A 12,318-nucleotide genomic window follows, 5' to 3' on the forward strand; every position below is an offset into this window, starting at 1 on the left:
AGCAAAGGCCCGCTGCCGGATGGCAGCGGGCCTTTGCTTTGGTGCTAAAGACTGAGCCGGTTACTTAGCCGCGGCAGTCGGGGGTAGAATCCAGTCGTGAATGGTTTCCAGAGCCAGAGGGGAAAACACGGGCTGTGACTGGCCGCCCACTAAGGGCCATTCTACCATGGGCGGCTGAAACTGGTGGTTTACGCCTTCCAGGCGCTTGGTGGTCAGGTCGCCATTATTTTTCAGGGCTTTTTCGAGGGGAGGCAGGTTGGTGGCCGGGTTCACCTGGGCATCTTCGGTACCGTGCAGCAGCAGTACCGGGCAGCGCACCCCGCCCAGCCCCTGCAGCGGACTGAAGTCAAGGTAATAGCGGTACCAGGGGGTGGTCATCCACTCGGCTGTGGAGAGTACCTGAGCCGCGGGCATCTCGGGATAGAACTGGCGGAGCATATTTTCCAGAATGGCGCGCGCCTGGGTATTGTCAGCCGTCTGCCGCACGACATCAATCAGCGTCTGCTGCTTTTTGAGGTTAGCCTCCACCTGCTTTTTCTGGGCGCTGCGCTGGCGCATCTGCTGCTGGGCCAGGAAGGTTTCAATCTGGGCGGAGTTGGCGCCCGTGGCACGCATTTTCTCGGCCTGCCGCCGAATGTCCTGCTGGGCTATTTCCTGGCGGCGGGCCTCGGCGGCCTGGGCCGTATCGGGCTGGCCATCGGCCCGGCCCAGGGCCTGCTGGTAAGCTAGATGCTCCCGGCCAACTACGCCCGTTGCCGCGAGGGAAACCACGAAGGCCGGGGGCAGGGGCTGCGCCGCCGCGAGCAGGGCTACGTTGCCGCCCTCGCCGTGGCCCAGCAGCCCCAGCCGCGTAACGTCGAGCAGGGGGCGGGTGCGCAGAAAGTTGAGGGCTGCCTGGGCGTCCTGCACGCGCAGGGGCGTGGTAATCTGGCGCGAGTCGCCGGTGGAGCGGCCCGTGCCGCGGTCATCAAAGCGCAGCACGGCCACGCGGTGCCGCGTCAGGTAATCGGCCAGGCTGCCAAACAGGTTATAGTCGACGAATGGGGCGTCGCGGGTTTGCAGGCCCATGTCGGAGAGCAGAACCACGGCGGGGAAGGGGCCTTCCCCGGCCGGCGTGGTGAGCGTGCCGCTCAGCTGGGTGCCATCGGACACGCTGATGGTTACTTCCTCGATGCGGTAAGGCGGCTGAAACTTGAAGTTCTTGGGCGGAGGCGGCAGAGGAGAGTAGCGCAGCGTGAGGGCCGTCTTGTACCCGGGCTGCTCCCACTGGCCCGTGAGCTGGGGACCGTCGGGGAGGCGGCGGCTGACGAAGCGGCACCCCACCTCAGCCGAGGTAAACGTAACGGTGTCGCCCTTCACCAGCACCTCCATGGGCACGCGGTTCAGGCGCTGCTGCGGCACATCGAGAGAAGCAAAATAGGCGTTGTTGGCCAGCTCCGTAATGGCAATGCGCACCTCCAGCTTGCCCCCGGGTACGGGCAGCGGGCCCTGCCACTGACCTTCGAGGCGCAGGCGGGCCGAAGCCCCCGAAGCAGCAGGCGCGGGAGAGGGCGGAGTGGTTTGTGCGGAGGCCAGCTGCGCGACCAGCAGGCACAACAGGCAGCCCCAACCCAGGCGGGTAAAAAATAATTTCATTCCGGCAAAAGCAACAGAGGTGTATTAGCAACGTGTAAGGTAGCCACCGTCACGCTGGTACACAAACGGCGTAGCGCCGCGCAGCTACTGTGCAGGTTGATGAAGGAAAAAGCTAGGGCAGCAATACCCGGTCGATGACGTGTACCACCCCGTTGGTGCACTGCACATCAGGAATAACCATGGAAGCAGCGGTGGGGTTGCTGGCCCCCTTTACGGTGAGCACACCATTGGTGAATGGCCCAAAGGTGAGCGGGCTGCCGCCCAGGGGGGTAGCCGAAGCCGGCAGCTGCGGGGTAAACTGCCCGCCCGGCACCACGTGGTTGAGCAGCACGTTGGTTACCACGTTCTTGGGCAGTTTGCGGATATCCGCCGGCTTATCCAGGGCCACGCCTAGGGTGCGGCCCAGCTCCTGAAAGGCCGCATCGGTGGGGGCAAACACGGTGTATTGCGGGCTACCCTCCGAAAGGGCACCGGCCAGCTCGCAGTACAGCACGGCCTCTACCAGGTAGGTCAGCTCCGGCTTCACGAAAACCTGCCCCTGGCTCAGGGCCACGGCCGACTGCACAATGTCGGCATTGGTGGCCAGCAGCACTTTATCGATGACGTGGACCGTGCCGTTGGCCGTGACAATGTCGGTGCTCAGAATGCGGGAGCCGTTCACGTAGGTGTCGTTGCCGCGCTTGAAGTAGCGCCGCGCTACGCCCAGGGCCGAACCCGAGGAGCCCCCCGCCTGCAGCGTACTGCCCTGAAGGGCGCCATTGGCCACGTGGTAGTAAAGGGTGTTTTGCAAAAATGGCCGCTGCAGAACCAGCAGATCGGCTGCCTGCCGCAAACCGAGCCGGGCAAAGGCATCGTTGGTGGGCGCGAAGACGGTGAAAAATCCGTTGCTCTGCGGGGCCGGGTTTTTGTTGGACAGCAGTTCTACTACGCCCCCGCGCACGGCGGCGTCTTCCAGCATCTGGAAGTCAGGGTTGGCTACGGCCAGCGCGGCAATAGAGGGGTCGGTATCGGGGGAAGAGCAGCCCAGCAGCAGAAGACCGCCGCAGAGAAGCCCGCCCAGGCGGGAGCGTAAAGAGTAGAACATGCAATAGAGGGAAGAGGAGTGGCAGAACAAGCAGTCAGACTCAGCAGAGCGTGGTCGGCTAACTAACGAAAGCAGCTGCCCGGCGGATTTGTTTGGCAAAACAATCCGGGGGGTACGGCGCTTCGTACATCGCCTGCTTTAAATATATACTGCTCTTCTCGTTACCACACCTCATGTCACACTCCTACTCCCTGGCCGCCCTGGCCACTTCCGTTCTGCTTGCTGCGGCCCCGCGCGCGCAGGCTCAAAGCATCATCACGGGCTTTATGGCTGGTAAAGGCCACGGCTCGGTAGCCGTAAGCGGCACGCTGGAACGGTACACGGCAGTGTACCTGGTACCGGAAAAGGTGGATGCCGTGCCGGTTTTCAAAAAAATCAATGTTTCGTCCATCAACCTGTTTGCCAACTACGGCCTTAGCGACAAGGTGGAAGTGGTGCTCAGCCTGCCCTACATTCGCTCGGAAGGGCAGGCCGATGACCAGGTAGTGCAGGCTCAGGGCTATACCAACCGCCGCCAAGGCTTTCAGGATATTTCGGCTTACTTGAAGTTTAAGGGGTACTCTACGGAGGTGGGCAGCAGCCAGCTCGATTTGCTGGGCGCAGTGGGCGTAAGTACGCCGCTGAGTAATTACCAGTCGGCTCAGGGGGTGCAATACATCATTGCCATTGGCAACCGCGCCACTAAGGGTACAGCCCTGGGCGTGGCGCACCTGAAAACGCCGATTGGGGTGTTTCTGACCGGGCAGGCCGGCTACAGCCTGCGCAGCGGCCGGGTACCCAACGCGTTTTTGGCGGAGGCCAAAGCCGGCTATGCTGGGCTGAAGCTGTACGTGGAAGGATGGATTTCCTTTCAGAATTCGGACAAATCCGGCACCGATATTCTGCAGCCTGGCTTTGATGGCAACTTCACCGCTACCCGGGTAGACTACGCTCGTGTGGGGGGCAGCATTTTCCGCCCCTTGGCTAAGGGCGTGGGCGTAGTGCTGGGCGCTAGTACCTACGTAGCGGGCCGCAACATTGGGAAGTCTACGGCAGGCTCCCTGGGCGTAGCGTACAACTTCTAGCTTCCGGGCAACAGGTCGCCGATATGCGCCGTGCGCGCCATCACCAAGGCGTGCAGCTGCGCTTCGGATAGGTCTTCCAGGGCCAGCAGGGCCGCGTAGGGGTTGCCGGGCAGCTCAAGAAGGCGGGCAAATGCTGGCTCTGTTTTCATGCCTTGCTGCTTGAGCTGGCGTACGGCTGTCCGCCACGCGGGTCCGCCCAGTTGGAGGATCCGGTCTTCAACCAGCAGGTGCCGAAACCCGTTCTGGGCCGCAACGGGCCGAGCCTGCCCGAAGATTTCTACGGCAAAACCAGCTTGTTGAAACTGACACAACGTGGTGGAGAATCCATCGATTACCGGCTGCGCCAGCGCGAAACCCGGCTTGGTGCCGAAGTGCCGACGGAGTAGTGCCTGAAAAGCTGCCGTGGCCGGGGTGGGTACTTCGCACAACACGTCTAGGTCGCTGCTAGCTATGTCCACGTCCAGCGGTACGGTGCCGGCCAGCGTGGGCCTGAACTCGTTGAGCAGACTCCATATCCCCGCGCTTTGCAGCGCAGCGTAGGCCTGCTGCTGCCGGGCCGGGCCAGTGCGCAGATAGTCCAATTCATGCCAGTTGCGGGGCGGCATTGCAGAAATTTAAGAAGGAAGCTGGAAGTGCGGGTTCTGAATAATACCCAGCACATTGGCGAACGGGTCTAGCACCGTGCCCAGCAAAATGCCGCCGCCCACGTCATGCACCGCCTCGTGCGGCGTAGCCCCCAGCGCCAAAAGTCGGGCAAATGCCGCTTCGGCGTCGGGCACGCCCCAGTAGGCTACCTGCCCACCCGTTCCGGTAGGGCCGTCGGGTATCAGGCCCAACTCGTAGCCACCTACGTTGAAGCCCGCGTAGAATGGCTCGTTGAAATAAGGCTCCTCGCCCAGCACGGCGCGGTACCAGGCCACGGCTTCGGGTAGGTTACTGGCGGTATAAACGATGGTGCGCAGCCCTAGGAGCATAAGAAACCGGGAAAGAAGTTGGCTGGCAAGATAGCGCATTCCGAAGCTGCGTTGTTCTGCTAATAGTGGTTTGCAACCCCGGGCCGGCCGTGCGCCGTAGGCAAAAGGCTGCCGGCTCCTTCGTTCACCGCTGGTCTTTTCTTTTGTGCTGTTATGTCCGTTGCTACTGCTGCCTCTCCCGAGCCCCGGCCTTCCCTTACCACCCCGTTCACCTACGCCGTATTTCGGGCTATCTGGCTGGCCTCGGTAGTTTCCAACATTGGTACCTGGATGCAGAACGTAGCCGGGGTATGGCTCGTCACTACCCTGACCACCTCGGCCCTGCTGGTAGCCCTGATGCAGACGGCCACCAGCCTGCCTTCCTTCCTGCTCAGTATGCCCGCCGGCGCCATCGGCGACCTGATTGACCGGCGCAAGCTGTTGCTGGTGTCCCAGAGCTTTATGGGGGTAGTGGCCTTTTTGCTGGGGGGGCTTACCCTGGCCGGGGAGGTATCGGCGCTGGGCGTGTTGGCCTTTACTTTCCTGCTGGGCTTGGGAGCGGCGGTAAACGCCCCCATCTGGCAGACTGTAACCACGGAGCTGGTGCCGCGCCCGGTGTTGCCCTTCGCCATTACCCTGAACGGGGTAAGCAACAACATTGCCCGGGCTATTGGCCCCGCGGTAGGTGGCGTTATCATTGCGTACTACTCACCAGGCTACGTATTCCTGCTGAACGGCCTCTCGTTTGTGGCTACCTGGGTGGTGGTGTACCGGTGGAAAAGAGCCGAAACCGTAACGAATGGCCCCGCCGAAAACTTCACGGGGGCCCTGCGAGCCGGGCTGCGCTACGTGCAGTATTCTCCCGCCATTTACGCCGTGCTGGTGCGCACCTTTGCTTTCTCCTTCGGGGCCAGCGCTATGTGGGCCCTGCTCTCGGTGGTCACGGCCCGCCGCCTGCTGCTGAGCTCCGGCTCCTACGGGGTGCTGCTTTCCTGGCTGGGAGCCGGCGCCATCACGGGGGCTTTCCTGATGGGGCGGGCTGGTCATCGGCTGTCGTTCAACCAGCGGGTGCTGCTGGGCACCCTGGTGTTTGTGGGCACCAACGTGGGCCTGGCCCTGATTCCTTCGGTGTACTGGCTGTATCCGCTCATGTTTCTATCGGGTATAGCTTGGCTGATGGTGATGACCAGCCTGAGCACCACGGTGCAGCTGCACGTGCCCAAGTGGGTACAGGCCCGTGTGGTGAGCATCTACATGCTGGTGTTTCAGGCGGGCTTGTCGTTGGGCAGCATTGTGTGGGGCGAGCTGGCCGACCGGGCCAATCTGCCGCTGGCCTTGCTGCTGGCCGCCGGCTGGATGCTGCTCAGTCTGCTGCTGGCGCTGCCGTTTCCGCTGCGGCCGGCCGAAAACCTCGACTTCACCCCCGCGGGCACCTGGCCCGTGCCCAACGTTCATCCCGATATTGACCCCGACGACGGACCCGTAGTAGTGATGGTGGAGTACCAGGTGGCCGTAGCCAACCAGCCCGCCTTCCGCCAAGCGGCGGCCCAGCTCACCCGCCTGCGCCTGCGCGACGGGGCCCTGCGCGCCGGCGTGTTCACCGATTTGGGGCGGCCTGAGTGCATCATCGAGTTTTTTTACGTGGCTACCTGGGGCGAGCATGAGCGCCAGCACCAGCGCTTCACCCGCGACGACGCGCAAATTCGGGCGCAGGTGCGCCAGTTTCATACTGGAACGACCCCGCCGCGCGTTACCCATTTCCTGGCTTTCCCGAAGTCGGCCAACGTGGAGGTGGCTACCAACGTGGAAAACATGCAAGGGCAACAGTAGCCCCGGAGGTGCCGGCCACTTGGTCTTACTTTTGCTGTGGCGGGCCAAGTACACGCCAAGGCGGCGGACCCTCTTCCGTTGGTCTTGGAAATTTTCTCACCTTCGTACTGCCTGGGCTGGGCCCCGGCTGCGTAACCACCCCATTCCCTCGGCCTATGCCTAAACTAGTTTTCCTGCTGCTGTTGGCGCTGCTGATGGTAGTCTCCCCCGAAATGAGCTCGGCAGAACCCACTGCCAGCGCCAGCCCCGAGGCCGCCACGCTGGGCCCGCCCAAAGTGCACCGCCCCAACTACAAGCGCTACCGCGGCAACAGCCGCAGTAAAAAACGCCGTCGGGGCTTGTTCAAACGGTGGGCTGCCCGTCGCAAGGCCAAGCGCCAGCAGAAAGCCGCGCCGCCGCGCCGGGGCGTTATTCGGGTAGATGCTCCCGATGTGAAGATGCCCCCCAAGCCCCAGCCATAATCCGGCCGGAGCGAAAGACAGAAAGTCCTCCCGCTGCAGCACCCATTCGGGAACTGTAGCGGGAGGACTTTCGCGTTTAAATCAGGGCTGCAGGGCTAGCGCCGTACCTGGGCAGTGGCGTTGGCCGGCACTACGGCTTGGTAAGCGCTGGGCGACAGGTTGAGCGGGTAGCGGTAGGTATTGGCGCCTAGGCTCACCAGTACTTCATACTGCTCACCCACCAGGTTTTGCACGTTCAGCTTGTAGCCGAAGGAGGCCTCGCTGCTGCGGCCCACGGAAAGGCGGGCGCCGTCGCGCATGCGTACAATCTGCACCCGGCCCTTTTGCTGAGCTGGATTGCTGATGCGCAGCAGATACACATTTTCATCTAGTTTGCTGACGTAGGTGGGAGCCGACGCCGCTACCACCTGGGCTTGGGCAGCGGAAGAAAAACCCAGAGCAGCAAGGGCGCCAAGCAGCAGAACACGGGAGGGGGTTGACAAAAGCGTTTTCATAGAAAAGTAGGAAAAGGTTGGAGGTTGGTAACGTGCTGACCTTCGCGTTTCAGCTCTGCATCAGTACTGCCTATTAGGTGCTTATTTTGCTTCAACCGTTGCCTGGGCATACCTACATAATGATGTGATAGCGCTTGCAGGTGGCCCTGGAGCCAGACTGGCGGCCCTGTATGAGTTCAGATAAGGCCTGGGGGCGGGTTTATGGGGCCGGAGGGCTTCGGGAAAGCAACCACCCGCGCTGGCGTGCGTTAGGGGCAGGGAGTTGGGTTGCCGGCTTCTTCCGCTTACTTATCTGTTTACTTAGAGGAATATTCACGCCCTCCGGCGGCTGGCCCCTGGTGTTTTCCAGAGCTTTGCCCTGTTTACTTTCCCGACCAGCTGCTCTGCTTCATGGTGTCTGCCCTGCCCTTGAGCGTGTTCAATGCCCTGCCCGACGCCGGCTTGCTCCTGGCGCCCGATCTGACCGTTGTGGCGGCGAACGACGCGTATCTGGCCGCTACGCACACCCGGCGGGAAACTTTGGTTGGGCAAAACATCTTGGCGGCTTTCCCCGATAACCCCGCCGCGCCCGAGCTGGCGGCGTCTCTGGCTCAGGTGCAGCGCACGGGCCAGCCCCACCAAACGGCCCCCCTGCGTTACCCGTCTGCTCCGGCTCGCTACTGGCAGGCCCGCCACGTGCCGGTGCCTGACGAGCAAGGCCAGTTAGCCTATATTCTACACCTGTTAAGCGAACTGCCGGCCCAGGTCTCGCACCTGCCGCCAGCCGATGCCCGGGAAGTGCGGGCCCAGAAGGGCAATGAGGAGCTACGGGCCGCCAACGCCGCGCTGGAGCAAGCGGGGCAGGCCCTGCGCGAGCTGAATCAGCAACTGGAAGCCCGGGCCGAGGAGCGTACTCAAGCCCTGCAGGAAGCCCTGCGCGAAGCCCAGGCCCAGCGTGAGCAGGTGCAGGTACAGGAACTTACCCTGCAACAGATTCTGGGTCAGGTGCCGGCGGCGGTGGCCACCTTGCTCGGCCCGGAGCACCGCTACGCGTTTTTCAACAAGCCATACCAGGTGCTGGCGGGCGGGCGGCCCCGCCTGGGCCACACCGTAGCCGAGGTACTGCCCGAAGTGCTGGCGCAGGGTTTCGTGAAGCTGCTCGATGAGGTGTACAGCACCGGCAAGCCTTACGTGGGCGTAGAGGTACCGGTACAACTCCTGAATGCTGCCGGCCAGCCGGAACAGCGCTACGTGGATCTGGTATACCAGCCCATGATTGACGAGGGCGGGATTATCCAGGGTATTCTGGCCTTTATTGTGGATACCACGCAGAAAGTAAAAAGCCAGCAGCAGGCGGCCCAGGCTGAGGCCGATGCCCAGGCCACCACGGCCCAGCTGGCCGCTCAGCGGGAGAGTTTTTTCCAGGTGTTTGCCCAAACGCCGGCTTGCATCGCCATTCTGCGTGGGCCCGAGCACCAGTTCGAGTTCGTGAATGCTCCTTATCAGCAGCTCTTCCCTGGCCGACAGCTGTTGGGCCGGCCCCTGATTGAGGCCCTGCCAGAGACAGCAGAGTATGGCTTTCTGAAACTCCTGGACCAGGTGTACCAGACCGGAGAGCCTTACTTCGGCGCCGAAATGCCCCTGCAGATAACGGCCGAAGATGGTAGCCTGCTGCCCGAAGCCTTTTTTACCTTCACTTACCAGGCCTACCAGGAACAAGGACAGCCAGTGGGCGTGTCCATTTTCGCATTCGACGTAACCGAGCAGGTGCGGGCCCGGCAGGAAGCAGCCGTGCATCAGGCGCAGCTACAGGCCCTGTTTGAGCAGGCGCCCGTAGCCGTTGCTATTTTTCGCGGCCCCGATTACCTGATTGAGGTAGCCAACGTGCTGGTGGCCCAGCTTTGGGGCCGGACCCCGGAAGAAGTGGTGGGCCGGCCCCTGCTTGAGGCGTTGCCGGAAGTGCGCGACCAGGGGTTCAAGGAGCTGATGGACGAAGTAGTGGCCACCGGCTCACCTTTTGTGGCCCAGGAAGTGGCCGCCCAGCTGCTGCGCAATGGCCGCATGGAAACGGTGTACCTCAACTTTGTGTATCAGCCCCTGCGCGATGCCAGTGGCCACATCAGCAGCGTGGCGGTGGTGGCCACGGAGGTAAGTGGGCAGGTGGCCGCCCGCAAGGCCAGCGAAGCCAGTGCCCGGCAGCTGCGCCTGCTAACCGATGCGCTGCCCGTGCTTATTGGCTACCTCGACCTGGAGCGCCGCTATCGGTTTGCCAACCGCGCCTACCAGGCTTGGTTCAGCCTCGACCCCGCAGAGTTGCTGGGCCGCCCCGTGTGGGAAGTAGTGGGGGAGGCTGCTTACCAGGCCACGCAGGGCTACATGGCGCGGGCCCTGGCGGGGGAGCAGGTAGACTTTGAAGCCCGCATGCCCTACCGGGAAGGCTTCGTCAGGCATATCCGCACCAGCTACATCCCCGATGTGCAGCAGGATAAAGTGGCGGGCTTCTATACCCTGGTCACCGATATAACGGAGCAGGTGCTGGCCCGTGAGCAGGTGCAGGCCGCCAACACCGAACTGGCCGCCGCCAACCAGGAGCTTACGCGCACCAACCAAGACCTGGATAACTTCGTGTACGCCGCCTCCCACGACCTGAAGCAGCCTGTTAATAACCTGAGTGGCCTGTTTGAGGAGCTCTACCGCAGCATCCGGTTTATAGAGCCCGAGGAAGAGCAGGTGTTGGTTCCCCTCATTCAGCAGGCTCTCCATCAGCTCAGCGTCACCATCGACGACCTGGCTATGCTGGGCCAGACCCAGCAGGCCGGCAAGGCTCCGGGGGAGCTGGTGCTGCTGGCCGAGCTGACGGAGGAAGTGCTGAATGTGCTGGAGCCGCAGGTGCGGGCCGCCCAGGCACGCATTACTACCGACTTCGCGGCCTGGCCAACCCTGGCGTACCCGCGGGCCAACCTGCGCACGGTGCTACTCAACCTGCTGGGCAACTCCCTCAAGTACGCCGACCCGGCCCGCCCGGCCCGCATTCATCTTTCGGTGTGGGTAGATGCTGGCCAGCCCGTGCTGATGGTGGAAGACAATGGCCTGGGCTTCGACGCCGAAAAATACGGTGCCGAGTTGTTTCAGCTGTTTCGACGGCTGCATCAGCACACTTCCGGCTCGGGTGTAGGTCTTTACCTGGTCAACCGTATCGTGCAGGCCAATGGAGGCCGCATTGAGGTGGATAGCCAGGAAGGCGAGGGCGCTACCTTCCGCATTTGGCTGGGCCGGTCGGGCGAGTAAGCCTCAACCAATAAAGTGCCGTGGGCCCGAGTAAGGCAGCGCCTCTTGCCGAAAAATGCCCGGGCAGCTCCTGGAAACAAGCTGACCCCAGGCTAGGCAGCTAGTGCCCAGCCTGTGCGAAGTAATACAGCAGTCCCGCCACCGCGCTGATGCCAATCCATAAAATCAGATTCAGCTTAAAGCGGTAAAGCCCAACCAGCGACACCAGCACCCACACCAGACTGGGCCAGTGCAGCTGCGACCAGTGCAGTGGCCCGGCCGGAAAGAGGACACTGCGGCCCAGGTACACCGCCAAGTTGAGGATGACGCCCACCACGGCGGCTGTGATAATGCTGAGCACGGCTTTGAGCTGGGGGTTGTGCTGGGTGCGCTCAATCAGTGGGGCGCCTACCAAAATGAACACAAAGCACGGCAGGAAGGTGTAGTACGTAGTGGTGAGCAGGCCCAGCGCACCAAAGGCCAGGGAGCCGCCAAAGTGCGTGTAGCCGCCCATAAAGCCCACGAAGGCCAGCACCATAATGAGGGGGCCCGGCGTGGTTTCGCCCAGGGCCAGGCCGTCGAGCATCTGGCTCTGCGTGAGCCAATGCAGCTTTTCCACGCTCACCTGCGCCACGTAGGGTAGTACCGCGTAGGCGCCCCCAAAGGTAACCAGCGCGGCCTGGGTGAAGAACAGCGTGAGCATGCGCCAAAAGGAAAAATCGGGGGTGGTACCGGCCAGCACCCCAAGCGGCAGTGCCCACAAACCCAGGGCGGCCCCCAACTGTCGCAGCAGGCGGGGCCAGGCAAAGCCAGTGCCGGGCACCATGGAGCGGGTAGTCAGAAAATAGCCCTCTTCGGCCTGGGTAGCGCGGGCGTGGGCAGCTTCCGAGGAAGGGCGTACCGGGAAGAACCGCTGCGCCAGCAGGGCTACCACGGCCGCCCCGATGATGAGCAGGGGAAAAGGAATGTTCAGCCAGAAAATCCCCAGGAAGCTGGCTGCCGCCACGGCATAGTGTAGCGGGCTCAGCAACGACTTCTGCCCGATTTTCATCATAGCCAGCAGTATAACGGCCACTACAGCGGGCTTCAGCCCCAGAAAAACGCCTTGCAGGGCCGGCAGCGTACCTACCGTGACGTAGAGTAAACTCAGCGCGAGCAGGATAAACACCGAAGGCAGCACAAACAGAATGCCCGCTGCCAAGCCACCCCGCGTGCCGTGCAGCAGCCAGCCAATGTAGGTGGCCAGTTGCTGGGCTTCGGGGCCGGGCAGCAACATGCAGTAGTTCAGAGCGTGCAGAAACTTGGCGTCGGAAATCCAGCGCTTCTCCTCTACCAGCACCGTGTGCATAATACCAATCTGACCAGCCGGTCCGCCGAAGCTGATAAAGCCCAGCTTCAGCCAGAAGCGCAGTGCTTCCGCGAACGTAGGCTTAGACACCGGGATAAGAACCTGTTGCATGAAAAGGACCGCCCCAGGAAAGGTGTGCTGCGGGCTGTGGAGGCGCAATGCTAAGGCAGGAAAGGCGAAGAAGATAGCACAGAATTTTCTCC

General features: G+C 62.5%; 10 protein-coding genes. 4 read left to right on the forward strand and 6 right to left on the reverse strand.

Annotated elements, in window-relative coordinates:
* Positions 1-60: 60 nt before the first annotated feature.
* The gene (locus HER32_RS11075) at positions 61-1,635 is read right to left on the reverse strand and encodes an alpha/beta fold hydrolase (protein WP_149071028.1); all 1,575 of its coding nucleotides are present in this window, start codon (positions 1,633-1,635) and stop codon (positions 61-63) included.
* A 112-nt stretch (positions 1,636-1,747) separates the two neighbouring features.
* On the reverse strand, positions 1,748-2,719 hold the full coding sequence (locus tag HER32_RS11080) for a fasciclin domain-containing protein (protein ID WP_168681917.1): 972 nt from the start codon (positions 2,717-2,719) through the stop codon (positions 1,748-1,750).
* A 173-nt stretch (positions 2,720-2,892) separates the two neighbouring features.
* Here HER32_RS11080 and HER32_RS11085 point away from each other — a divergent pair, with 173 nt between their 5' ends.
* Complete coding sequence (locus HER32_RS11085; RefSeq protein ID WP_168681918.1) at positions 2,893-3,783, forward strand: hypothetical protein; 891 nt, start codon at positions 2,893-2,895, stop codon at positions 3,781-3,783.
* Here HER32_RS11085 and HER32_RS11090 read toward each other — a convergent pair.
* Positions 3,780-4,388 carry a DUF4269 domain-containing protein gene (locus HER32_RS11090; protein WP_168681919.1) on the reverse strand — a complete coding sequence of 203 codons (609 nt, stop codon included), beginning with the start codon at positions 4,386-4,388 and terminating at the stop codon, positions 3,780-3,782. The two genes, HER32_RS11085 and HER32_RS11090, sit on opposite strands and share 4 nt — an antisense overlap.
* Before the next feature lie 9 nt (positions 4,389-4,397).
* Positions 4,398-4,757, reverse strand: a complete 360-nt coding sequence (locus tag HER32_RS11095) for a VOC family protein (protein ID WP_168681920.1) — start codon at positions 4,755-4,757, stop codon at positions 4,398-4,400.
* A 153-nt stretch (positions 4,758-4,910) separates the two neighbouring features.
* Between HER32_RS11095 and HER32_RS11100 the strand changes: the two genes are divergently transcribed.
* Together HER32_RS11100 and HER32_RS11105 are read left to right on the forward strand one after the other, a co-directional pair.
* A complete protein-coding gene (locus tag HER32_RS11100; protein ID WP_149071033.1) occupies positions 4,911-6,566 on the forward strand; it encodes an MFS transporter in 1,656 nt (551 codons plus the stop codon).
* Between the two features lie 155 nt (positions 6,567-6,721).
* On the forward strand, positions 6,722-7,027 hold the full coding sequence (locus tag HER32_RS11105; RefSeq protein ID WP_149071034.1) for a hypothetical protein: 306 nt from the start codon (positions 6,722-6,724) through the stop codon (positions 7,025-7,027).
* 95 nt (positions 7,028-7,122) lie between these two features.
* On the opposite strand, the gene HER32_RS11110 is transcribed toward HER32_RS11105, so the two are convergent.
* Entirely contained in the window at positions 7,123-7,521 is a 399-nt protein-coding gene (locus HER32_RS11110; RefSeq protein ID WP_149071035.1) for a hypothetical protein, read from the reverse strand.
* 390 nt (positions 7,522-7,911) lie between these two features.
* Here HER32_RS11110 and HER32_RS11115 point away from each other — a divergent pair, with 390 nt between their 5' ends.
* Positions 7,912-10,788 (forward strand): PAS domain-containing protein, encoded by a 2,877-nt coding sequence (locus HER32_RS11115; RefSeq protein WP_168681921.1) that lies wholly within the window; start codon positions 7,912-7,914, stop codon positions 10,786-10,788.
* 100 nt (positions 10,789-10,888) lie between these two features.
* Here the strand turns inward: HER32_RS11115 and chrA are convergent, their stop codons facing one another.
* Positions 10,889-12,226, reverse strand: coding sequence for a chromate efflux transporter (gene chrA / locus HER32_RS11120; RefSeq protein WP_149071037.1), 1,338 nt, complete (start codon positions 12,224-12,226; stop codon positions 10,889-10,891).
* Positions 12,227-12,318 lie beyond the last annotated feature (92 nt).

The organism is Hymenobacter sp. BT18, from assembly GCF_012273015.1.
In the GTDB taxonomy this organism is placed as follows: domain Bacteria; phylum Bacteroidota; class Bacteroidia; order Cytophagales; family Hymenobacteraceae; genus Hymenobacter; species Hymenobacter lutimineralis.